This window comes from Paucibacter sp. TC2R-5, assembly GCF_025717605.1.
GTDB lineage: Bacteria > Pseudomonadota > Gammaproteobacteria > Burkholderiales > Burkholderiaceae_C > Paucibacter_A > Paucibacter_A albus.
Map to the genome: position 1 here is coordinate 331921 of NZ_JAJIRQ010000005.1, position 21646 is coordinate 353566.

Sequence of the window (21646 nt, forward strand, 5' to 3'; positions counted from 1 at the left end):
AGCAGAGCGATGAGTGAGACAAAGCAATGGGCGGTGGCCGCGGAGCGGCCGGCGCTGATTGGCGTGGTCGGTGCTGGCGTCATGGGAGCCGGGATCGCCCAAGTGGCCGCACAGGCGGGCCACGCGGTGCTGCTGCTGGATCTGCGCGAAGGTGCGGCCGCCTCGGCGATCGCGCAGACGGCCCGGGCCTTGGACGCCTTGGTGGCCAAGGGCCGCATGGAGGCCGTCGAGTGCGCGGCGGTGCTGGCGCGCATTCAACCGGCGCAGAGCATGGCCGAGTTGAAGGATGCGGCCTTGGTGATCGAAGTCATCGTCGAAAAGCTGGAGCCCAAGCAGACCTTGCTGCGCGAGCTGGATGCCTTGCTGGGCGAAGGCGCCATCATCGCGAGCAATACCTCGTCGATCAGCGTGACGGCCCTGGCCAACGGCATGCAAAACCCGGGCCGCCTGGTTGGCATGCATTTCTTCAACCCGGTGCCGTTGATGAAGTTGGTGGAAGTGGTCTGGGGCGCCGAGACCGAGGCCAGCGTGGCCGAGGTGATCGAGGCCTTGGCGCGGCGCTGGGGCAAGACGCCGGTGCATGCGAAGTCGACGCCAGGCTTTATCGTCAACCGCATTGCCCGGCCTTTTTACGCCGAGGCGCTGGCCTTGTTGCAAGAGCAGGCCGCGACACCGGCGCTGATCGACCGGGCCTTGCGCGCGGCGGGTTTCCGCATGGGGCCTTGCGAGCTGATGGATCTGATTGGGCATGACACCAACTTCTTGGTCACGCAGTCGGTTTTCGAAGCTAACTTTGGCGATAAGCGGTATATGCCGTCCTTGGTGCAAAAGGCCTTGGTTGACGGCGGACGCCTGGGACGCAAAGTGGGCAAGGGGTTCTATATCGGCCTGCCCGAGGCGGCGGGGCCGGTGGAGGCGCCGAAGCAAGCGCTGGCCGCGATCGGCGTGGTCGGGCGCGGGCCTTTGGTCGATACCCTGGCCGCTTGCTTGGACCTGAAGGGCTTGACTTACACGCGCGGGGAATCTGCCGATTGGAACGGTTTGTCGGTGGGCGATGTTCATGTGCATCTGAGCAGCGGTGTGACCGCTGCGCAACTGGCCGCCGAATGGCGTCACCCGCAGTTGGCCGTGATGGACTGGCCTTTGGCGCCCGGCCGTGTCGATGCGCTGGCGCTCAGTGTGGCGCCGCAATTGGACGACGCAGGCTTGGCGGCGATCGAAGATGTCTGGCGTGCCTTGGGCTGGCAGCCGCTGCGCATGCGCGATGTTCCTGGCTTGGCCGTCGCGCGAACCGTGGCGATGTTGGTCAACGAGGGTTGCGACGCGGTCTGGCAAGGCGTGTGCGACGAGCGCGCGGCAGATCTGGCCTGCAAGCTCGGTGTCAACTATCCGGCTGGGCCGTTTGAATGGTTGCCGCTGATTGGCGCGCCGGCCTTGGTGGCGACACTGGACGGCCTGTTTGCTGCCTACCGCAGCGAGCGCTACCGCGTCAGCCCTTTGCTGCAACAGCGGCGCTGGTCAGAGCCCGGGCACAAACCGGCCTGAGACCAGTTTGTGCCTGGCGAAGGCTTCAGGCCTCCGGCCTGGAGCTGGACTAGGCTTCACTACAGCAACATGCGCAGATGCGTTTGGGCTTGAAGCAGGGGAGGCAGGCATTGCTCAAGCAACTGCTCCATGCTCATGCGGGAGGCGTGGGCGCAGATATTGAGCGAGGCGACGACCTCGCCCCGGTAGTTTTTCAGCGGGACGGCGACGGTACGCAGGCCCAACTCCAGCTCTTGGTCAATGCAGGCGTAGCCGAGCGAGCCGGCTCTTGCGATTTCTTGGCGCAGGCGCTCAGGCTGTGTGATGGTGTGTGGTGTCAAAGCCGTCAGCTGCTGGCGAGCCAGCCAAGCGTCTAGCTCGGCCGGGGCCAAGGCGGCCAACATGACGCGCCCATTGCCCGAGCAATGCGCCGGCACGCGCATGCCCGGCTGCAAGGCGGGCGCCACGAGGCGGCCGGAATTGGTGGCGGCGATGCAGATCACGTCGTCACCGTCCAAGACGCCGGCCGAGCTGGCCTCTTTCAGGGCAAAGGCGAGCTTGTGCAGCTCGGGCTCGACGATGCGGGGCAGGCGGGCCGAATGCATATAGCTTTGACCCAGGCGCAGAACTCTTGGCGCCAAGGCGAACATCTTGCGGTCTTGCGTCACAAAGCCCAGATGCGTCAGGGTCAGCAGGTAGCGCCGTGCGGCCGCTCGTGTCAGCCCGGTGCGGATGGCGACCTCGCTGATCGTCAGCCGAGGCCGCTCCTGATCAAAGGCCTCGATGACGGCCAATCCTTTTTCCAGGCCGGCAACCAAGTCGCGCTTCAGTGGCCCGGCCGGCTTGCTCTCTTGCGCAGGCAATGCCGCGGGATATTGCTCGGGGCGCTCAAAGGTCGGGGGCGAGGGCGAGCCCAGGGCCTGCTGATACTCAAGGTCATCGAAATTGCGGGCAGCTGACATGGTCGGAGTGGCGAAAAGGCTCCCCAATCTTGATTGCTTGGTCAAGAGGCGCGGCCATGAGTGAGCCGGGGAAGCTTTTGAATCTGAAAGAAAGCTCCACCGCGAGGCGGAGTGCTGCCGGACAGGCCTGTGAACAAGTTGGATCGGCAACTTTTCGGGCGAAACTTCCGTTGATATATGTGCGCTGTACGCCAAGAATCAAATTTAGTATGCCATGTTAAATTTTGTTTCTGGGTACTAATACCTAGGAAGTTCGGGACTAAAACTCATTTTGCTATGAGCTTTAGTCATGGCAAATGACTGTGCTTCTCAGACTCTTTCGATGACGAGGGCGATGCCTTGGCCGACCCCAATACACATGGTGCACAGTGCATAGCGCCCGCCGCTGCGCTGCAATTGATGGACGGCCGTCATCACCAAGCGTGCGCCGCTGGCGCCCAGCGGATGGCCCAGGGCGATGGCCCCGCCGTTCGGATTGACGCGCGCGTCGTCGTCGGCCAGGCCCAATTGGCGCAACACGGCCAAACCCTGGGCGGCAAAGGCTTCATTGAGCTCGATCACATCCATCTGATCGAGGCTCAAGCCCGTCTGCGCCAGCACTCGCTGGCTGGCCGGCGCCGGGCCAATGCCCATGATGCGCGGCGCCACGCCGGCACAGGCCATGCCAAGCACGCGCGCGCGGGGCGTCAGCCCATTCTTGGCGGCCGCAGATTCGCTCGCCAGCAGCAGCGCGCAAGCGCCGTCATTGACGCCCGAGGCATTGCCGGCGGTGACGGTGCCGTCGGGGCGCACGATGGGCTTAAGCTTGGCCAGCGCCTCCAGGCTGGTTTCACGCGGATGCTCATCGCGATCAACGCAGATCGGCTCGCCCTTTTTTTGTGCAATCGAGACCGGCGTGATCTCGGCGTCGAAATAGCCGGCCTGCTGGGCGGCGACCGCCCGCAACTGGCTGCGCAAGGCCATTAAATCCTGGTCGGCACGGCTGATGCCAAAGTCGGTGGCGACGTTTTCGGCCGTCTCGGGCATCGCGTCGACGCCATACTGCTCCTTCATCAGTCGGTTGACAAAGCGCCAGCCTATCGTGGTGTCATAGACGGTGTTGCTGCGGGCGAAGGCGGTTTCGGCCTTGGGCATCACGAAGGGCGCGCGGCTCATGCTTTCGACGCCGCCGGCCAACATCAGGCCGGCCTCGCCGGCGCGAATTGCGCGCGCGGCCGAGCCAACGGCGTCCATGCCCGAACCACACAGGCGGTTGATCGTGGCGCCGGGAACGCCCACCGGCAAGCCGGCCAGCAGCGCCGACATGCGCGCAACGTTGCGGTTATCTTCGCCGGCCTGATTGGCGCAACCGTAGAGCAGGTCGCTGACCGAGGCCCAGTCCACGCCAGGGTTGCGGGCCATCAATGCACGCAGCGGAGTGGCGCCCAGATCGTCCGCCCGAACTGAAGACAAAGCACCGCCATAGCGTCCGAAGGGTGTGCGAATAGCGTCACAAATAAAGGCCTGTTGGGTCATGGTTCTTCCTGTTGGGAATAAAAGTGCTGCGTACTGCTGAATTTATGCACGCAAACGACTGCCGTGGTCGCAGCAGTTGATGCGTGACTATATATAGTGGCCTCAGAGATTGAGAGTGCTTGCGCGGGGCTGAGCTGGTCCCCGTTCAAGCCGGTCATTTGGGCCGTGGTGGACGTGATAAATCGCACGAGCCTTTCAGGCATTTGAGCAGTGCGCACCAAAGGCGGGACTAAGGACTTAAGTTTTAACCATTGCTTGCCGAAGCTTGACCGGAGGGCGCCTCAAGGAATTGGCGTAGGAAAAATATGAAGGAAAGTTCGGACTATCCGCTGATCGAAGTCAGCCAGTTGAAGGTGGGAATGTTCATCCACCTGGACCTGGGCTGGATGGCTCATCCCTTCCCGCTCAGCAGCTTCAAGCTGGCCAGCGAGGAGCAGCTGATGATTTTGCGCCGCTTGGGGCTGAGTCAGGTGCGCTGGAGTCCGGGCAAGAGCGAGTTGCAACTGGAGGCTACGCCGCTGCCCATCGCGGCGCCGGCGGCCGCTGACCTGTCGGCCGTTTCGAACGAAGATTTGGCCCGCGAGGCGCATCGGCGCGCGCTGGCAGCGCAGCGTGCGGCGCTGCAACTGTGTGAGCGCCAATATGGAGAAGCGGCTTCGGCGTTCCGGGATGTGATGGAGTCAGTGCCCAAGGACCCGCGCGGCAGCCGCGAGCAAACCACCGCACTGGCGGCGGCTTTGCTGGACAAAATGCTGATCGAGGGCGATCTGAATATTCGCCTGCTGAACGAAGGTGCCGGTGATCGCAGCACCGCGCATGCGCTGAATGTGTCCATCATCGCTTTGTTGCTGGGTCGGGCTTTTGGCCTGAACCGGGAGGAAATGCTTGATCTGGGCGTTGGGGCGCTCTTGCATGATGTGGGCAAACTCGAGGTGCTGGCCCGCTTGCGGCACCGTGAAGATACGTTCACCGGCCCCGAAATGCAGCTTTATCAACAGCATGTGGCCAAGGGTGTGGCGATCGCGCAAGGCATGGGTTTGACGCCCGGCCCCTTGCTGATCATTGCCCAGCATCATGAGAACGCCGATGGCAGCGGCTTCCCGCAGCGCATCAATATGGACAAGATGAGTGCCGGCGCACGCATCGTTGCGCTGGTGAATCGCTTCGACGGGCTGTGTAATCCCTTGCTGGCCTCCAAGGCGATGACACCGCATGAAGCGCTGTCGCTGATGTTTGCGCAGGGCCGCAACCGCTTCGACGCCACGATGCTGAATGCTTTCATCCGCATGATGGGTGTCTACCCGCCGGGTTCAGCGGTGCAGTTGACCGATGACCGCTATGCCTTGGTGGTGGCCGTCAATTCTTCCCGGCCGCTCAAGCCACGCGTGATGGTGCATGACCCGAAAGTACCGCGTGAAGAGGCGCTGGTACTCAATCTTGAGGATCAACCCGATTTGGGCATTCGTCGCAGCATCAAGGCGCAGCAATTGCCGCGAGCCGCGATGGACTACCTGAGCCCGCGTACGCGGATCGCCTACTTCTTTGAGCCGGTGGGTGCTGGCATGGCGACGGAGTTAGCGGCGTGACAGTTCTCAGGCTGCAGCTGGCGCCTCAACCAAGCCCTGTCGAACCTTATGCTGCCCTGCTGGACGGGCTGCTGGATTCGGCATGGTTGGTTGACGGCACAAGCCGCTGCATCCTGGCAGTGAACAAAGCTGCGCACCAGATGTTGGGGCTCAAGCCCGAGCAAATGGTCGGCCAAGCGGTTGAAACGCTGGTCAGCACGCCCGAAGATGCGATGTTCTGGCTGGAAGCGGCCAGCAGCACGGCGGCCAGTTTGAATTCGGACACCTTGATGCGCCATGCCGATGGGCAGATGCTGTGGGTCACGCGGCGTATCAGCTATGTGGCGCTCAATTCAAAAGCGGCCGGTATGGCCAGCTCAGTTTATGGCGCAGAGCCAGCCGGCTACTGGTTGGTCGTGATCCGTGATCAAAGTCGGCAGCGCCAAAGCGAAGAAGAGCGTGAGGCCTTGGTGGCCGAGTTGCAGGCCACGCTGGAATCAACCGCCGACGGCATTTTGGTCACCGATCTGGCCGGCCGCATGCGTTCCTTCAACAAGCGTTTTGCCTCTTTGTGGGGGATTCCCGCTGATTTGCTGCAGGAACGTAACGACGAGGCTGTGCAGACCTGGATGCGACGTAGCGTGCTTGACGGCAAGATCTATGCGCAGCGCTTAGATGCGATTGAAGAGGCGCCCTTGCTGCAGAGCAGCGACGTGATCACGCTGACCGATGGTCGGGTGCTGGAGCGCGTCTCGCTGCCGCAATTCAGCCGCGGTCGGGCGGTCGGGCGGGTGTATTCCTTCCGTGACCTGAGCGAAAAGCTGGCTGCCAGCCAGCGCATCGACGAACTGGCTCACTCCGACATGTTGACCGGCCTGCCGAACCGGCGCGCTTTGGCCGAACGGGTCGACTATGCGCAGGCAATGGCGCGGCGCGAGAGCATTCCTTTTGCGCTGCTCAGCGTCGATCTGGATCGCTTTCAGCAAATCAATGAAACGCTCGGCCACTCCTATGGCGACCGGGTCCTGAAAGAGGTGGCCGAACGCTTGAAGAGCTGCCTGCGCGAAGTCGACACGGTGGCTCGTCTGAGCGGCGATGAGTTCGCGCTGCTGATTCATCAGGCCGATGTGCGCGGCGCCGAGAACGCGGCGCGTCGGGTGCAAGAGGCGATGTCGCGGCCCTTTAGTTTCGATACGCTCAGCTTCACCGTGACCTGCAGCACCGGCATTGCCCTGTTCCCGGGCGACGGCGGCACGGCAGAGGAATTGATGGCCAGCGCCGAGCGGGCGATGCACTGGGTCAAGGAAAGCGGCCGCGGCACTTTCCACTTTCATCGGCCGCGCAAGGACGTCGATCTGCTTTCGCGCATGCGCCTCGATCATGCGATGCGCCAGGCCTTGCAAGAGGGGCAGTTCCGCCTGCATTTTCAGCCGCAAATCGCCTTGGGCAGTGGTCAGGTCATAGGTGCGGAAGCGCTGATTCGTTGGCGCGATCCGCTGCGTGGCGAGATCTCCCCGGGCGAGTTCATCCCGGTGGCGGAAGAAAGCGGCTTTGTCGTTGCGATTGGCGAATGGGTGCTGCGCCAGGCCGTCGAGCAAGCGGCGACTTGGCTGCGCCAAGGCCGTACGATGCCGGTGGCGGTCAATGTCTCGGCCATGCAGTTCCAGCAAAGCCAGTTCGTCGACTCGGTGGCTGCGGTTTTGAAATCCTCTGGCTTGCCGCCCGCCTTGCTCGAGTTGGAATTGACCGAATCGATTTTGTTGCGCGACGCCGAAGAGGCGCTGCTGCGCCTGCAGGCGCTGGCAGAGCTGGGGGTGACCATGTCGATTGACGACTTTGGCACCGGCTATTCGAGCCTGGGCTATTTGAAGCGCTTCCCGATTCAACGCTTGAAGATAGATCGCAGCTTTGTGCAGGGCTTGCCAGGCGACAGCAGCGACGCGGCCATCGTCAATGCCATCATCCAAATGGGCCAGGCCTTGCGTCTGCAGGTGATTGCCGAGGGTGTCGAAACCGAGGCGCAGCGCGAATTTTTGCTGCGTGCCGGCTGCCACGAATTTCAGGGTTTTCTCTTTGCGCCAGCCTTAGACCCGCGCGCTTTCGAGGAGCGTGTTTGGCGGCGCAGCCCCGAGACTCCGGTGCGCTCCGTCGGCATGCATTTTCTAGGCGGCTTGCTGGTCTGAGGGATGACGGTTCAAGCAGGCAACGCACAATAGCGCTCAGTTCCCAAAAGGAGTGAGTGATGATTTACAAATTCAAGTCCAAAGCCGGTGCCGACGTCATCATGATGGGCCCGCAGGGCGATCAAATCTTGGCGCTATTGGGCCGGGAGCCTTCCAGCCAAGGCCTGCTTGCCCTGGCAAGTCTGAGCGAGGCGATGGCCAGCCTTGAGCGAGCCGCAACAGAAGATGATGCCGCGTTTGCCGCGCAGCAAGCCGAAGCAATGGCTGCCGGCTTGCCCGCCCCGCGCCGCGAAGGCATCAGCTTGCGTCAGCGTGTTTGGCCGCTGCTTGAGTTGATGCGCCACAGCGTGCAAGCGGGGGAAGACCTTGTGTGGGGCGTCTGAAGCGATGCCTCTGGACAGCAGTACTCAAATCCTGGCGATTCGGCATGGCGAGACCGAATGGAATCGCGTCAAGCGGATTCAAGGCCACACTGATATTGCACTCAGCGAGATCGGTCTGGCCCAAGCGCGCTTGTTGGGCCTGGCCTTGCAGGAACAGCCGATCGCTGCGATCTACACCAGCGACCTGCAACGTGCCAGGCAAACCGCCAAAGCGGTGGCCGACCGAGCGTCTCACGCAAGCTTGCACTTACGGCTGGATGCGCACCTGCGGGAGCGCAACTTTGGTGTTTTCGAAGGCCTGACCTGGGAAGAGATTGCTGCGCGCTGGCCGGAGCAAAGTGAACGCTGGCGCAAGCGGGATGCCGAGTTCGGCGCGCAAGGCGGTGAAACCTTGGGTGAATTTTACCGACGCAGCATCGCGGCGCTGACCGGCATTGCTTTGCAGCATCCGGGGCAAACGATTGTGGTACTGACGCATGGTGGCGTGCTGGACTGCCTGTATCGCGCTGCCACCGGCCTGGATTTGCAGGCGCCGCGCAGTTGGGTACTGGGCAATGCGGCCATCAACCGGCTGCTTTTCACGCCAGCGGGTTTCAGCTTGATCGGGTGGAACGACGCCAGTCATTTGGTCGACCTGGGCAAAGAATTGCTGCCTTGAAAATCGTTTCAATTTCGATCGCGCGCGCAAGTGCTGAAGCGCATGCTCTTGGGGTTAGCAGGGAAGTGTTGCAATTTCGCGTCGAACCACTGGCGCTCAAACGTGGCACTTCTATACTCGCGACACATTGCGCAGAAGTCCGGGCCAATCAGCCTAACTGAGCTCAGCTCAATTTCAACTCACCAAGGAAAACGATGAAAAAGATCGCTATCGTGGCCGCTATTGCAGCCTTCGCAGCTCCCGCCGCATTCGCACAAAGCTCGGTCACCCTGTGGGGCCGGATCAATACGTCGGTTGAGAGCCAGTCGACTGACGGCGGCGATCGCGTTGCCGTGGTTCAGAACAACAGCTCGCGTTTGGGCTTCAAGGGTACCGAAGATCTGGGCGGCGGCCTGAAGGCTCAGTTCCTGCTGGAGCATGGTCTGAATTCGGACACCGGCGCGGCAACGAAAGGTTCCAGCGCGTTCTGGAATCGCGAAGCTGCAGTTCAGTTGAGCGGCTCTTTCGGTGCCGTCAAGCTGGGTCGTTGGACCAATGGTTCCTACTTCGCCACCGCTGACTACATCAGCATGCACAACCACGACACCGGCACTTCGTCGGATGCGCTGTATGCATTTGGCACCGGCTGGAGGGAGGCTAACAAGGTTGGTTACTTCACACCTAACTACGCAGGCTTCACCGCTGAAATTACCGCCAGCGCCGGCGAAGGCGCTCCTGGCGTTGAGCGTGCATTCGACCTGTCGGCGAACTATGACATGGGCCCTATCCACTTGGGCGCTGGCTACGGCAAGGAAGGCGACAACAGCCAATACGCCATCCGTGGCCTGTACGAAATGGGCGCTTTCACTTTCGGCGCCTACTGGCAGTATGAAGATCACGCAAGCAAGGGCGTGAAGAACAGCACCCGTAACATCGGCCGTGTTTCGGCCATGTACACGATGGGCGCATCTGAATTCCACGTCAACGTCGGTGGCACCGAGTCCGGCGGCACTGCGGGCTTCAATAATCATGGCGCCAAGCAGTACACCTTTGGTTATAACTACAACCTGAGCAAGCGCACCAAGGTCTATGGCTTCTACACAGCCATCGACGCTAACGACACCAAGAAGGGCGACTTTGACTCCTTCGCAGTGGGCGTGCGCCACAATTTCTGATCGTTCACGACAGAATCAAAAAAGCGACCTTCGGGTCGCTTTTTTTATGGGGCAAGAGCTTCGACTATTCGTCGAACAAAGCCCCCATCGCCTTGGGTGGCGTCACGCCCAGGTGCCTGAATGCCGCCAAGGTCGCGATACGTCCCCTCGGCGTACGTTGCAAAAAGCCTTGCTGTATCAGATAGGGCTCGATCACGTCTTCGATCGTGCCCGCTTCCTCGCCTATCGCTGCGGCGACGTTCTCTAGGCCCACCGGCCCACCGTCAAAGCGATGCACGATCGCCTCCAATAGCTTGCGGTCCATCAGATCGAAGCCGCGCGGATCCACGTCCAGCATCGCCAAGGCCTTGTCGGCAATGGTTTTGCCAATGCGGCCATCTCCTTTGACGTCGGCATAGTCACGCACACGCCGAAGTAATCGGTTAGCAATACGCGGCGTGCCGCGCGAGCGACGCGCTATCTCTAACGCGCCTTCTTCATCCATCGGCGTGTTCAGCAGCGCAGCAGAGCGGGTGACGATGCGCTGCAGTTCCTCGGCCGTATAGAACTCCAGTCGCGCCACGATGCCGAAACGGTCGCGCAGCGGGTTGGTCAGCATGCCGGCGCGGGTGGTGGCGCCCACCAGCGTGAACGGTTGCAGATCGAGCTTGATCGAGCGCGCAGCCGGGCCTTCGCCGATCATGATGTCGATCTGATAGTCCTCCAGCGCGGGGTAAAGAATTTCCTCCACCACCGGCGAGAGACGGTGTATCTCGTCGATGAAGAGCACATCGTTCTTCTCGAGATTGGTCAGGATGGCTGCCAGATCCTTGGGCTTCTCCAGCACCGGCCCGGAGGTCTGGCGCAAATTGACGCCCAACTCGGCGGCAATGATGTGAGATAGCGTAGTCTTGCCCAGACCCGGCGGGCCAAACAAAAGCACATGATCCATCGCCTCATCGCGCTTGCGGGCTGCACCGATGAAGATCTCCAACTGCTCGCGGGCCTTGGTCTGGCCCACATACTCGTCTAGCAACTTTGGCCGTAATGCGCGCTCAATCGCTTCTTCTTTGGGCGAGGAAGGCGCTGCGCTAACGACGCGTATCGGCGCGCTACCGAAATCATCGGTTTGAATGCTCATCGTGACAGTGCCCTCAGAGCCAGCTTGATGCCGTCACTCACGCCGACATCGGCCGGCAAGGGCTTCAGTGCCAGTGCGGCGTCTTTCTCGCTATAACCCAGCGCCACCAGCGCCTGCAAGATGTCACCTTGGTTGTCGTTGACTATGCTGATTGGCACGGCCAGATCTGGCCCGAGTTTGCCTTTGAGCTCAAGCAGAAGCCGCTCGGCGGTCTTCTTGCCTACGCCGGGGACCTTGACCAGACGTGCAGCTTCTTGGCGTGCGACGGCTTGAGCCAGTTCGGCCACTGACAAGCCAGACAGCAGCGACAGCGCCATGCGGGGGCCGACGCCGCTGATCTTGATCAACTGGCGAAAGGTCGCGCGCTCCTCTGCGCTGAGGAAGCCAAACAGGATTTGAGCGTCTTCGCGAACCACAAAATGGGTCAGCAAACTGACCTTGTCGCCCAGGCCGCCCAAGTTGTAGAACGTGCTCATGGGCACATCGACCTCGTAGCCGACGCCCTGCACGTCTATGAGAACCAGCGGGGGCGATTTCTCCGCAATGACGCCTGTGAGTCTTCCTATCATCCGGCCATTATCCGGCTGAACGGGTAAGAATCAGCTTCTGCCGAATAGACCCAGGCGCTGCGCTTCGAGTGCCGCTTCGGCGCGCGAAGAGACATTCAGTTTGCGATAGATCTGCTTCACATAATCGGCAATGGTGTGGCGTGACAAGCCCAGTTGCACGCCGATCTCCGGCAGGGTGAAGCCTTTGGCTACACGCAGCAAGACTTCGGTTTCACGGTCAGTCAGTGAAACCTCTTGGACGGGGGCGGCCGCCTGCTGGCGCCTTTGCTTGCCGAAGTAGGAGATCACCTTGCGGGCGATTGACGGCGACAGCGGCGGTTCGCCCTGGCTCATGCGCTGCAACTGCTCGATCAACAACTCGCGCGATTGCTCCTTCAGCAAATAACCAAAGGCGCCGGCTTGCAAGGCCGGGAAAAGGTGTTCGTCATCATCGTGAATGGTCACGATCACCGACTGCGCCTCCGGCTGGCGGTCGCGCAAGGCGGCAATGACGTCCACGCCCGAGCCATCCGGCAGACCCAGATCCAGCAGTGCCAGATCAAAGCGATGGCTGTTGACGAAGGCCAGCGCGTCTTGGACGCGCGAGCATTCGGTGATCTGCGCATTGACGAAGACTTGCTTGATCAGCGCCTTCAGCCAGGCGCGGATTTCGGGAATATCTTCAAGCAACAGAATATTGTCCATGGTGTTCTCGGTGTTCCGAAGAGGCGGGGCGCGGCATGCGCTCACTTGCATCTCAGTCGATGACGGTAAGGCTTTATCGGCTTGAAGCCAAGCGGCCTGAGCTTGATCAACTGACGCAGATGTGCGAGATGCACGTTTATTCAGAGCGGAATCGTCAGGCGGATCACCGTGCCCCAGCCTGGCCCCGATTCGACCAGGCATTGCCCATGCATTTGCTTGGCGCGGGATTTCATGCTCGCCATGCCATGCCCCCGGTCCAGCCTACCGTCCAGTTCGGCCGGTATGCCCTGACCATTGTCCTGGATCACGACCAGAAAGTCCCCGTCTTGAACCTTGCAGCTGATATTGCAATGTGTGCCGCCGCTGTGCTTGATGATGTTGCTGACGGCCTCGCGGAAGATCCGTGTGGTTTGCACGTAAGCGCGTGCCGGCAGGGTGTGGACGATGTCCTCCGTCGGTGATTCCCACTCGGCCAGGATATTGGCCTGGCCCAGCCTGGACACCAGCTCGGCCCGCCAGTCGCCCAGGGCGTCCAGCAACTGCACCGGCTTGCCCGTCAGCCCCCGCACCGACAAACGCATTTCCTCCAGCGCTTCACGCGCCAGGGTCGAGATGCGGTCAGACTCGCTGGTGTGAACAATCGTCAGCAGCTTGGCGCCCAAGTCATCGTGCAGATCGGCGGCAATGCGTTTGCGCTCACGTTCGGTCACTTGCTCCAGCTTTTGTTCCACCAAGGCGCCAAAGCTGAGCTCGACTTCGGCCACTCTTGCATGCATATCTTGTTCGGCCTGTGCGTGGCGGATCTCGGCCAGCCTGCGGGCGCGTGCTAACGCGGCAATTGCTTGCAGCCCAAGCGCCATCAGCAGCAACGCCATGGCCCATAAGAGGAGCAAGGAAATACTCGGCGTGTTGGCTGCCAGGGCATCACCGCTTACAGACAAGGCTGGTGCGACCTGCACAAGCATCAAGGCCGAGGCCGACAGTGCCAGCAGGCTCAGCAGTGCGCGCAGCCGCAGCGGGTCGCTGAGCTGGGGCAGCAGCGGTTCGACGACGGGCTCTGCGTCACTGCTGTGCGAGCGCAGGTAATAGACGACGGCCAGCAGCATCTCCAGCGCCAAGGCTGCGAACCAGAACTGCGCCAACCAGGGCAGTTGTGCGTCGCCCAGCAGCCCGACCGTCAGCGGCGCCAGTACCAACTGCACCCGCAGCGCCGAGGCCAGCCAGGCCGGCAGGCCCAGCAAAGGCCTCAGCACGAAGCGCAGCGCACAAAAAGTCAGCAGCGCCAGCAAGCCCATCTCCGCGCCCGCTAGGCCGGGTCGGAACTCAAGCAGCAGCGCCCAGGCCACGGCGCTGAGCATCATGCCGCTGAGGTAGGGCAAACGCCTGTCTGCCGGGCAAAGGCGGGCCAGCAAGCCGGTCGTGACGCCCATCATCATCAGCATGGCCATCAGCCAAGTGCTGATGATGGCGCTGAGACCGGAAGGGCCTAGGGCAGGGGCTTGGGTCGGCTGAGCCAGCAGCAAAGCCGGGAGCAAGAGCGTGCCAAGGGCTGCCGCAGCTATCAATCGAATTGGTTTGACCATGACGGAGTTTCTATCTGTCCAACAAGCTAGGTATGGGCGCGATTGTGCAGGACGCGCGAGCGGCTGCGACCCAGTGCTTGCACGGGCGACAATGCGAGCCTTGCCCACTGCGCCCAAATACCGCCGCCATGATGCTTCGCCATGATTTTGCCCCGATTGACAACCTGCGCTTGGCGCATTTGTGCGGCAGCTTGGACGGGCATTTGCGGTTGATTGAAACCAGCATGGGTGTCAGCATCACGCGCCAGCATGCGCATTTCCGCATCGAAGGCGCACGGGCCGCCGCAGCCCGTACCTTACAGCTCTTGCAAACGCTTTATGAGCGTGGTCAGCGCGCCATCGCGCCCGAGCTTTTGCATTTGGCGCTGGCCGAAGCCGTCAGTGAACTGGCCCCGGCCAAAAAACGCCGTCAAGCCTCGGCCGTCCCGGCGAAAGCGACAAAATCGGCGGATGCCGCCGCGACAGAGGCGCTGGTCTTGCGCACGCGCCGTGCCGATCTGGCCGGCCGCACGCCTTTGCAGCATCAATACCTGCGCCAAATCATGGGGCATGACATCACTTTTGGCTTAGGCCCGGCCGGCACCGGCAAGACCTATCTGGCCGTGGCCTGTGCCGTCGATGCGCTGGAGCGCAACAGCGTGCAGCGCATCATCCTGACGCGGCCGGCGGTCGAGGCCGGGGAGCGCCTGGGCTTCTTGCCCGGTGACTTGACCCAGAAGGTCGATCCTTATCTGCGCCCCCTGTATGACGCCCTGTATGAGTTGATGGGCTTCGACAAGGTCACCAAAGCGTTTGAGAAAGGAAGCTTGGAAGTCGCGCCCTTGGCCTTTATGCGCGGCCGCACGCTCAATCATGCTTTTGTGATTCTGGACGAGGCGCAAAACACCACCCCGGAGCAGATGAAGATGTTCCTGACCCGCATCGGCTTCGGCAGCAAATGCGTGATCACCGGCGACACCAGCCAGGTGGACCTGCCCAAGGGGGCTACCAGCGGTCTGGTCGACGCCGAGCGGGTGCTGGTCAAGGTGGAGGGCATCGCCATGACGCATTTCACCAGCGCCGATGTGGTGCGCCATCCCTTGGTGGCGCGGATTGTGGAGGCCTATGAGGCGCGCATCAAGGCCGAGGCCAAGTTGAAGAGCAAAGGAAGTGCAGCATGAGCCAGCCCGAACTGAGTTTGTCCTTGCAGTTTGCCGACCCCCGGCACCGCGCGCTGCTGCCTCGCCACAAGGTGATGCGCTGGATCCGTGCCGCACTGGAGCTGCCGGGCGAGTTGACCGTGCGCATTGTTGGCGCCGAAGAAGGGCAGGGGCTCAACCGCGAGTTCCGGGGCAAGGACTACGCAACCAATGTGCTGACCTTCGACTACAGCCATGAGCCTGTGGTGACGGCCGACCTGGTCATTTGTGCCGAGGTGGTTGAGCGCGAAGCCTCGGAGGCGGGCACCGATATCGCTGCCTACTACGCTCATATGTTGGTGCACGGCACCCTGCATGCGCAGGGTTATGACCACGAAGAAGACGATGAGGCCGCCTGCATGGAGGGCCGCGAGACCCAAATCATGCTGGGCCTGGGTTTCGCGGACCCCTATCCGGCGACTTGATTTGCGGAACTAGCGTCGAGTGCCCAGGTAGCGCTTGCGCCAGAAGAAGCTGCCCAGCAGGAGGGCGATCATCACCATCACGCCCAAGGCGATCCAGACGCCGGTGGCGCGGTGAATCAAGGGCAGGGTGTCGAAGTTCATGCCGAAGATGCCGGTGATCAGGTTCAGGGGCAGAAAAATCGCCGTCAGCACGGTCAAGGTGCGCATGATGTTGTTGGTGCGGTGCCCAAGTGCCGAGAAGTGCATTTGCACCGCTGACTCTGATGATGATTCCATGCGCCGCACATGGGTCAACACTCGCTCGATATGTTCCAACACGTCGCGTGAACGCACGCGCAGCAGTTCGCGGTCGCGCAGCACGGCCGCGTCTTGCGAGGCCGGCCAGTCGTCCAATACGTCGATCCACTCCTGCATCGCGCTGCGTTGATCCTCGCAAGTATCTTCAAGCCTGTGTAGTGCGTCGCGCGACTCCAGCAGCAGCGGCCACTCATGGAATTCACGCTGCGAATCCATCAAAGCATGTTGCACCGTTTGCATCTGCCGGGTCAGCAAGCGTCGCAAGTCCAGATAGCTGTCCACCATATGGTTGACCATGCGCAGCATCAGCTCGGCCGAGCTATTGGGCAGGCGCGAGGCGCCGCGCAGGTCGCGGCCCTCGGTCAGGGCTCCCAGCTTTTGGGCGAAGTAGTCACGCACCGCGCAGTCGGTCGGGTGCACGCTCAGCAGCACGCGGTCAAACACGGCAAAGCCGACCGGACTGGTGTCGATAGCCCTCAGCGCTTTTTGTGCGCTTGCCAGCGTGCCATGCTGATCGTCCACGAACAAGTCTTCACTGCCGGGTGCCGCCGCCAACCGGCGGAAGATCAACATGTCGTACCAGGAGGTGTAATCGAAATGCGAGGGCAGCTGGTTGTTGATCAGGTCGGCGACATGCAGGTCGACCAGGGCTCCGCAGTTCCAGCGCTGCAGGCCGAGCTGCACATCCATATAGTGCAACTCGAACTCGCGCCGGCCAAAGGCCAGCCACAAATAGCCACCTTCCGGCGGGTCAGCCGGGAGTTGCCCCAGTTCGGTGAACTGATCCCCTCGGATGTGGAAGACCCGCATCAGCCGTTCTTCTTCAGCAGGCGGGCGGCTTCAAGCGCAAAGTAAGTCAGCACGCCGTCGGCGCCGGCGCGCTTGAAGGCCAAGAGCGACTCCATCATCACCGCGTCATGGGCGAGCCAGCCGTTCGCAGCCGCCGCTTTGAGCATCGCGTATTCGCCGCTGACTTGGTAGGCGAAGGTCGGTACGCGGAACTCGTCCTTGACCCGCCGCACGATGTCCAGATAAGGCATGCCGGGCTTGACCATCACCATGTCTGCCCCTTCGGCGATGTCCAGCGCCACCTCGCGCAGCGCCTCATCGCTATTGCCGGGGTCCATCTGGTAGGTCTTTTTGTCCGCCTTGCCGAGGTTGCCGGCCGAGCCGACGGCGTCTCGAAATGGGCCGTAGAAGGCGCTGGCGTATTTGGCGCTATAGGCCATGATGCGGGTGTGAATATGGCCCTGAGCTTCCAAAGCACAGCGGATCGCACCGATTCTGCCGTCCATCATGTCGCTAGGTGCCACGATGTCAACGCCGGCTTCGGCCTGCACCAAGGCTTGGGCGGTCAGCATCTCCACCGTGCGGTCATTGATGATGTAGCCGGTCTCGTCTAGCAGGCCGTCTTGGCCATGGCTGGTGTAGGGGTCCAGCGCGACGTCGGTCAAGATGCCGAGTTCGGGGAATTTCGCCTTCAGCGCCCGCACCACGCGTGGCACCAAGCCGTCCGGGTCGATTGCTTCGCTGCCATCGGGGGTCTTCAGTGAGTTATCGATCACCGGAAAGAGCGCCAGCGCCGGGATGCCCAGCGCCACGCATTCTTCGGCGACGGTGATCAAGTGGTCCAGGCTCAAGCGGGCCACACCTGGCATAGAGGCAATCGGCGTGCGCAGATCGACCCCTTCATGAACGAAGACCGGCAGGATCAGGTCGCTGGCGCTGAGTGCGTGTTCTCGCACCATGGCGCGGCTGAAAGCATCGCGGCGCAGGCGGCGTGGGCGGCTCGAGGGGAAGGGGGCGGGAGGCAGGACTGAGCGGGACAAGGGCGATTCTCCGGGTCAAAGTGACGGACTGCGCAATCTAAGCGATAACAATTAAAGACAGCCGCGTGAAGATTCTGTTAATATTCACCTCGAATGATAGCCGCAAGGTGGTCGTTCCCTGCTTTTCCTCCCTGAGCAGGAGCCTTTGCGTGATGACAGCGAAAAGGCTTTCTCGCCCCGGCTTGTGAGCCGGGGCTTTTTTTTGTCCGCAGCGACAAACTGCCCGCAGCAGTGCCGACAGCGTTTGCGTCGGCCACTGCGGTCACCGCGGTCGCGCCCCGCATAATGCCGCCATGCTCTGGATCAAAGCCTTTCATATCATCTTCGTGGCCAGCTGGTTCGCCGGCCTGTTCTACATGCCGCGCATCTTCGTCAATCTGGCCATGGTGCCGACAGAGAGCCACGCCGAGCGTGAGCGCCTGCTCTTGATGGCGCACAAGCTGTACCGCTTCATGAGCTTGTTGATGATCCCGGCCCTCGGTTTTGGTGCCTGGCTTTGGATGGACAACTTCAGCGGGTTCAACCGCGGCTGGCTGCATCTCAAGCTGGCCTTGGTGGTCGGCGTGATTGGCTACCATCATTTCTGCAAAAGCATCTTGCGCAGTTTCGAGCTGCTGGCCAACCGGCGCAGCCACCGCTGGTTCCGCATCTTCAATGAGATGTCGGTGCTGCTGTTTGCTGCCATCGTGATTTTGGTGGTGGTCAAGCCCTTCTAGGCCGCGAACCGATGGCACGCCGGCAGAGCTCCGCGACCTGGTTGCTGCTGGCCTATGCCTGCTTGATCGTCTATGCCAGCCTCTACCCTTTTGGTCCCTGGGTCTTGCCGCCCGGCGTGCCGCTTGAGAGCCTGTGGCGCCTGCCCTGGCCCAAGTATTTCGGTGCCTTTGATCAACAGCTCAATCTGATCGGCTATTTGCCCTTGGGCCTCCTGGGCTTGGCGGCCGGCCTGCGCAGCGGTCTGGGGCTGCGTGGCGCATTGCTACTCGGGCTGCTACCGGCCCCCTTGCTCTCTTATGTGCTCGAGACGGTGCAGTTTTTTCTGCCCTCGCGGGTGCCCTCTTTGGCCGATTGGTTGTTGAATTCCATCGGCGCTTGGGCGGGGGTGGTGCTCGGCTTGGTACTGCATGCTTTTGGTGGCCTGCGGCGCTGGCATGAGTTGCGCGAATACTGGTTTGTGCCGCACAGTGCTTCGGCCTTGGCCTTGCTGGCCATTTGGCCTTTGGGATTGTTGTTCCCCACGTCGGTGCCCTTGGGGTTGGGCCGCTGGCTGCCCCATCTGCAAGACACCGCGGTCGACTTGCTGGAAAACACGCCCTGGGCCCTGCAATGGAGCGATGAATGGGTCGACGCGGCGCGCGCTCTGCCGCCGGGCTTGGAGGCGATCGTCATTGCGCTGGGTCTGCTGGCGCCTGCCTTGCTCGTGTTGTCTGTGGCCAAGCCCGGCAAGCGCCGCGCCTTGCTGGTGCTGGGGCTTGGCGTGTTAGGGGTGCTCATCACGGCCTTGTCCACCGGCTTGAATTTTGGCCCGCACAACGCCTGGGCTTGGTTGACGCTGGCCACATGGCCGGGCCTGGCAATCGGGCTGCTGCTGGGCCTGCTGGCGGCCTTCTTGCCTCGGCAGGTTTGCGCGGGGCTGGGGCTTTTGGTGCTGAGCGCCTTGATCGCTTTGATCAGCCAGACGCCGGCCGATCCCTATCTGGTGCAGCGCCTGCAGACCTGGGAGCAGGGTCGTTTCATCAATCTTTACGGTCTGGCGGAGTGGATAGGCTGGGTGTGGCCGTTTGCGGCAGCCCTGTGTTTGCTGAACTTAATGGCCCGACGCAAGCTCTGAAACGCGGCCCCTCCCTACAATGGCGGCATGAGTTATTTTCAGCGCCATATATTCTTCTGCCTGAACGAGCGCGAGAGCGGCAAGAGCAGCTGCGCTCAAAGCGGCGCCCAAGCAGGTTTCGATCATTGCAAGTCCAGGGTGCGCGACTTGGGGCTGGCCGAAGTCGGCGGCGTGCGCGTCAACAAGGCCGGCTGCCTGCATCGCTGCGCCGGCGGCCCGGTGGCGGTGGTCTACCCGGATGCGGTTTGGTACACCTATGTGGACAACAGTGATATCGATGAAATCGTCGACAAACATCTGAAAAATGGCCAAGTCGTCGAGCGCTTGGTCTTGCCCGACGATGTGGGTTTGTAAGCGATGAACTCCCTGACCGAGAAGCGCCTGATAGCCGGTCCGGCCGGCTTGATCGAATGTGCGATTGATACGCCGGGCGCTGGCTTTGACGGGCGCTTGCGCGGTATGGCGCTGATTTGCCATCCGAACCCGACCCAGGGCGGCACGATGGACAACAAGGTCGTGCAAACCTTGGCGCGCGCCTTGGTTCAGTTGGGCTACCGTGCGGTGCGTTTTAACTTTCGCGGTATTGGCAAGTCTGAAGGCACATGGGATGCCGGTCAGGGCGAAGTGGATGATGCCCTGGCCGTGCTGGCTGCATTTCGCGAGTCCGATGAGGCTTTTGTGTTGGCGGGGTTTTCGTTCGGCGCTTTTGTCACATCACAGGCCGCGCAGCGTTTGCCTGACGGCCAAGTGGCCGAACGTTTGATCTTGGTCGGGCCGGCGACAAGCCGGTTTGATACCGCACCGGTGCCCGCCGAAACGCTGGTAATCCACGGCGAGGTTGACGATGTGGTCCCACTTGCTTCGGTGCTGGACTGGGCTCGCCCGCAGTCGCTGCCCGTCGTTGTCGTGCCCGGCGTCGGACATTTTTTCCATGGCCAGTTGCCTCTGCTGAAGAACATCATTGTTCGCAACTGGCAAATTTGATTTCCCCGATTTTCGAGACTCTTTGATGAAACGATTGATTGCCTTTGTGTTGGCCGCTGCCAGCGCCTTCACTGTTCATGCGCAAGCGCCGCAGCCGCCCGAGATTGCTGCGCGCAGCTTTTTGCTGCTGGACATGACTTCCAACAAGGTCTTGTCCGAGCGCGACGCCGACACGCCCAACGACCCGGCCTCACTGACCAAGCTGATGACTGCTTATGTGGTGTTCGGCGCGCTGCGCGACAAGCGCCTGACGCTGGATCAGACGCTGACCATTTCCAAGCGTGCCTGGGATGAGCGCAAGGGCGACCCGTCCCTGATGTTCATCGATACCACCATGACGCCCAAGGTCGACGAGCTGCTGCGCGGCATGATCATCCAGTCCGGCAATGACGCGTCGGTGGCCTTGGCTGAGGGCGTGGGCGGCACGGTGGAGCAGTTTGTCGCGATGATGAATCGCCAGGCACAGGCTTGGGGCCTGAAGAACACCGAGTTCAAGAACGTCACCGGCATGACCGAGCCGGGCCACCGCAGCAGCGCACGCGATCTGTCGGTGATCGGCTCCAATCTGATCCGTGACTTCCCCGAGTTCTACGGCTATTACTCACAGCGCGATTTCACTTTCAACAAGATTCGCCAAGACAACCGCAACCTGCTCTTGCGCCGCGACCCCAGCGTCGACGGCATGAAGACCGGCTACACGGAAGCGGCCGGCTACTGCCTGGTGGCCAGCGCCCAGCGCGAATTTCCTAACGGCAAGCGCCGACTGCTCAGCGTCGTGATGGGCACGGCGTCCAAAGAAGCGCGCGCCAGCGAGAGCCAGAAGTTGCTGAACTGGGGCTATTCCGCTTTCGATGCGGTGCGCCTGTTTGACAACGGCCAAGCCATCAGCACCGTGCCGGTGTGGAAGGGCGCCGTGCGCGAGGCCAAGCTGGGTGCGGCCGGGCCGGTGTTTGTGGCGGTGCCACGCGGCGAGGGCGCCAAGCTGCAGACCAAGGTCGAGCGTACCGACCCCTTGGTGGCGCCGCTGAGCAAGGGTCAGCGCGTGGGCACACTCAAGGTCACCACGACTGGCGGCGTGGCCGTGGCCGAGGTGCCCTTGGTGGTACAAGAAGAGGTGCCGATGGCCGGCATTTTTGGCCGCGCCTGGGACGCAATCCGCCTCTGGATCAAATGACGAGTCAGCGTGCTTTGGGCGTAAGCTC

21 protein-coding genes are annotated in these 21646 nt (G+C 61.8%); 13 read left to right on the plus strand and 8 right to left on the minus strand.

Annotation, left to right across the window (positions count from 1 at the left end; all coding sequences use genetic code 11):
- The first annotated feature begins 9 nt into the window (after window positions 1-9).
- Entirely contained in the window at window positions 10-1545 is a 1536-nt protein-coding gene (locus LNV08_RS14115) for a 3-hydroxyacyl-CoA dehydrogenase (protein WP_263534358.1), read from the plus strand.
- 59 nt (window positions 1546-1604) lie between these two features.
- Here the strand turns inward: LNV08_RS14115 and LNV08_RS14120 are convergent, their stop codons facing one another.
- Both LNV08_RS14120 and pcaF read right to left on the minus strand, forming a co-directional pair.
- Complete coding sequence (locus LNV08_RS14120; RefSeq protein WP_263534359.1) at window positions 1605-2486, minus strand: IclR family transcriptional regulator domain-containing protein; 882 nt, start codon at window positions 2484-2486, stop codon at window positions 1605-1607.
- A 309-nt stretch (window positions 2487-2795) separates the two neighbouring features.
- The gene (gene pcaF, locus LNV08_RS14125) at window positions 2796-4001 is read right to left on the minus strand and encodes a 3-oxoadipyl-CoA thiolase (RefSeq protein ID WP_263534360.1); all 1206 of its coding nucleotides are present in this window, start codon (window positions 3999-4001) and stop codon (window positions 2796-2798) included.
- Between the two features lie 305 nt (window positions 4002-4306).
- Between pcaF and LNV08_RS14130 the strand changes: the two genes are divergently transcribed.
- The 5 genes from LNV08_RS14130 (at window position 4307) to LNV08_RS14150 (ending at window position 9944) form a co-directional block, all read left to right on the plus strand.
- Window positions 4307-5587: an HD-GYP domain-containing protein gene (locus LNV08_RS14130; RefSeq protein ID WP_263534361.1), complete on the plus strand. Its 1281-nt coding sequence runs from the start codon at window positions 4307-4309 to the stop codon at window positions 5585-5587.
- Window positions 5584-7749 (plus strand): EAL domain-containing protein, encoded by a 2166-nt coding sequence (locus LNV08_RS14135; protein WP_263534362.1) that lies wholly within the window; start codon window positions 5584-5586, stop codon window positions 7747-7749. Before LNV08_RS14130 ends, LNV08_RS14135 begins: the two co-directional genes overlap by 4 nt.
- 59 nt (window positions 7750-7808) lie before the next feature.
- Window positions 7809-8132: a DUF1840 domain-containing protein gene (locus LNV08_RS14140; RefSeq protein WP_263534363.1), complete on the plus strand. Its 324-nt coding sequence runs from the start codon at window positions 7809-7811 to the stop codon at window positions 8130-8132.
- 4 nt (window positions 8133-8136) lie between these two features.
- Window positions 8137-8790, plus strand: coding sequence for a histidine phosphatase family protein (locus LNV08_RS14145; protein WP_318014124.1), 654 nt, complete (start codon window positions 8137-8139; stop codon window positions 8788-8790).
- A 194-nt stretch (window positions 8791-8984) separates the two neighbouring features.
- Window positions 8985-9944, plus strand: coding sequence for a porin (locus tag LNV08_RS14150; protein WP_263534364.1), 960 nt, complete (start codon window positions 8985-8987; stop codon window positions 9942-9944).
- A gap of 64 nt (window positions 9945-10008) precedes the next feature.
- On the opposite strand, the gene ruvB is transcribed toward LNV08_RS14150, so the two are convergent.
- The 4 genes from ruvB to LNV08_RS14170 form a co-directional block, all read right to left on the minus strand.
- A complete protein-coding gene (gene ruvB, locus LNV08_RS14155) occupies window positions 10009-11064 on the minus strand; it encodes a Holliday junction branch migration DNA helicase RuvB (RefSeq protein ID WP_263534365.1) in 1056 nt (351 codons plus the stop codon).
- The gene (gene ruvA / locus LNV08_RS14160) at window positions 11061-11633 is read right to left on the minus strand and encodes a Holliday junction branch migration protein RuvA (RefSeq protein WP_263534366.1); all 573 of its coding nucleotides are present in this window, start codon (window positions 11631-11633) and stop codon (window positions 11061-11063) included. Before ruvA ends, ruvB begins: the two co-directional genes overlap by 4 nt.
- A 30-nt stretch (window positions 11634-11663) precedes the next feature.
- Window positions 11664-12317, minus strand: coding sequence for a response regulator (locus LNV08_RS14165; RefSeq protein ID WP_263534367.1), 654 nt, complete (start codon window positions 12315-12317; stop codon window positions 11664-11666).
- A gap of 140 nt (window positions 12318-12457) precedes the next feature.
- Window positions 12458-13900 carry a sensor histidine kinase gene (locus LNV08_RS14170; RefSeq protein WP_263534368.1) on the minus strand — a complete coding sequence of 481 codons (1443 nt, stop codon included), beginning with the start codon at window positions 13898-13900 and terminating at the stop codon, window positions 12458-12460.
- A gap of 128 nt (window positions 13901-14028) precedes the next feature.
- Here LNV08_RS14170 and LNV08_RS14175 point away from each other — a divergent pair, with 128 nt between their 5' ends.
- Entirely contained in the window at window positions 14029-15060 is a 1032-nt protein-coding gene (locus LNV08_RS14175) for a PhoH family protein (RefSeq protein WP_263534369.1), read from the plus strand.
- Window positions 15057-15503: an rRNA maturation RNase YbeY gene (ybeY, locus tag LNV08_RS14180; protein ID WP_263534370.1), complete on the plus strand. Its 447-nt coding sequence runs from the start codon at window positions 15057-15059 to the stop codon at window positions 15501-15503. The genes LNV08_RS14175 and ybeY overlap by 4 nt, the downstream gene beginning before the upstream one ends.
- Before the next feature lie 9 nt (window positions 15504-15512).
- On the opposite strand, the gene LNV08_RS14185 is transcribed toward ybeY, so the two are convergent.
- Together LNV08_RS14185 and hemB are read right to left on the minus strand one after the other, a co-directional pair.
- Entirely contained in the window at window positions 15513-16610 is a 1098-nt protein-coding gene (locus LNV08_RS14185) for a magnesium transporter CorA family protein (RefSeq protein WP_263534371.1), read from the minus strand.
- A complete protein-coding gene (gene hemB / locus LNV08_RS14190; RefSeq protein WP_263534372.1) occupies window positions 16610-17629 on the minus strand; it encodes a porphobilinogen synthase in 1020 nt (339 codons plus the stop codon). Before hemB ends, LNV08_RS14185 begins: the two co-directional genes overlap by 1 nt.
- 293 nt (window positions 17630-17922) lie before the next feature.
- On the opposite strand from hemB, the gene LNV08_RS14195 reads away from it, so the two are divergent.
- The 5 genes from LNV08_RS14195 to LNV08_RS14215 are packed head-to-tail and all read left to right on the plus strand — an operon-like array spanning window position 17923 to window position 21618.
- Entirely contained in the window at window positions 17923-18345 is a 423-nt protein-coding gene (locus LNV08_RS14195; protein ID WP_263534373.1) for a CopD family protein, read from the plus strand.
- 11 nt (window positions 18346-18356) lie between these two features.
- Complete coding sequence (locus LNV08_RS14200; protein ID WP_263534374.1) at window positions 18357-19460, plus strand: VanZ family protein; 1104 nt, start codon at window positions 18357-18359, stop codon at window positions 19458-19460.
- Window positions 19461-19487: 27 nt separating this feature from the next.
- Entirely contained in the window at window positions 19488-19814 is a 327-nt protein-coding gene (locus LNV08_RS14205) for a (2Fe-2S) ferredoxin domain-containing protein (protein WP_263534375.1), read from the plus strand.
- A 3-nt stretch (window positions 19815-19817) separates the two neighbouring features.
- Entirely contained in the window at window positions 19818-20444 is a 627-nt protein-coding gene (locus tag LNV08_RS14210) for an alpha/beta hydrolase (protein WP_263534376.1), read from the plus strand.
- A gap of 25 nt (window positions 20445-20469) precedes the next feature.
- Entirely contained in the window at window positions 20470-21618 is a 1149-nt protein-coding gene (locus tag LNV08_RS14215; protein ID WP_263534377.1) for a D-alanyl-D-alanine carboxypeptidase family protein, read from the plus strand.
- Window positions 21619-21646 lie beyond the last annotated feature (28 nt).

Excerpts from the sequence above, each read along its gene's own strand:
- LNV08_RS14210 (WP_263534376.1), top strand. The coding sequence starts at position 19,818 with ATGAACTCCCTGACCGAGAAGCGCCTGATAGCCGGTCCGGCCGGCTTG.
- LNV08_RS14165 (WP_263534367.1), bottom strand. The coding sequence starts at position 12,317 with ATGGACAATATTCTGTTGCTTGAAGATATTCCCGAAATCCGCGCCTGG.
- LNV08_RS14185 (WP_263534371.1), bottom strand. The coding sequence starts at position 16,610 with ATGCGGGTCTTCCACATCCGAGGGGATCAGTTCACCGAACTGGGGCAA.
- LNV08_RS14130 (WP_263534361.1), top strand. The coding sequence starts at position 4,307 with ATGAAGGAAAGTTCGGACTATCCGCTGATCGAAGTCAGCCAGTTGAAG.
- LNV08_RS14140 (WP_263534363.1), top strand. The coding sequence starts at position 7,809 with ATGATTTACAAATTCAAGTCCAAAGCCGGTGCCGACGTCATCATGATG.
- ruvA (WP_263534366.1), bottom strand. The coding sequence starts at position 11,633 with ATGATAGGAAGACTCACAGGCGTCATTGCGGAGAAATCGCCCCCGCTG.
- ruvB (WP_263534365.1), bottom strand. The coding sequence starts at position 11,064 with ATGAGCATTCAAACCGATGATTTCGGTAGCGCGCCGATACGCGTCGTT.
- LNV08_RS14120 (WP_263534359.1), bottom strand. The coding sequence starts at position 2,486 with ATGTCAGCTGCCCGCAATTTCGATGACCTTGAGTATCAGCAGGCCCTG.
- LNV08_RS14200 (WP_263534374.1), top strand. The coding sequence starts at position 18,357 with ATGGCACGCCGGCAGAGCTCCGCGACCTGGTTGCTGCTGGCCTATGCC.
- LNV08_RS14115 (WP_263534358.1), top strand. The coding sequence starts at position 10 with ATGAGTGAGACAAAGCAATGGGCGGTGGCCGCGGAGCGGCCGGCGCTG.
- ybeY (WP_263534370.1), top strand. The coding sequence starts at position 15,057 with ATGAGCCAGCCCGAACTGAGTTTGTCCTTGCAGTTTGCCGACCCCCGG.
- LNV08_RS14205 (WP_263534375.1), top strand. The coding sequence starts at position 19,488 with ATGAGTTATTTTCAGCGCCATATATTCTTCTGCCTGAACGAGCGCGAG.
- LNV08_RS14150 (WP_263534364.1), top strand. The coding sequence starts at position 8,985 with ATGAAAAAGATCGCTATCGTGGCCGCTATTGCAGCCTTCGCAGCTCCC.
- LNV08_RS14175 (WP_263534369.1), top strand. The coding sequence starts at position 14,029 with ATGATGCTTCGCCATGATTTTGCCCCGATTGACAACCTGCGCTTGGCG.
- LNV08_RS14215 (WP_263534377.1), top strand. The coding sequence starts at position 20,470 with ATGAAACGATTGATTGCCTTTGTGTTGGCCGCTGCCAGCGCCTTCACT.
- LNV08_RS14170 (WP_263534368.1), bottom strand. The coding sequence starts at position 13,900 with ATGGTCAAACCAATTCGATTGATAGCTGCGGCAGCCCTTGGCACGCTC.
- LNV08_RS14145 (WP_318014124.1), top strand. The coding sequence starts at position 8,137 with ATGCCTCTGGACAGCAGTACTCAAATCCTGGCGATTCGGCATGGCGAG.
- pcaF (WP_263534360.1), bottom strand. The coding sequence starts at position 4,001 with ATGACCCAACAGGCCTTTATTTGTGACGCTATTCGCACACCCTTCGGA.
- LNV08_RS14195 (WP_263534373.1), top strand. The coding sequence starts at position 17,923 with ATGCTCTGGATCAAAGCCTTTCATATCATCTTCGTGGCCAGCTGGTTC.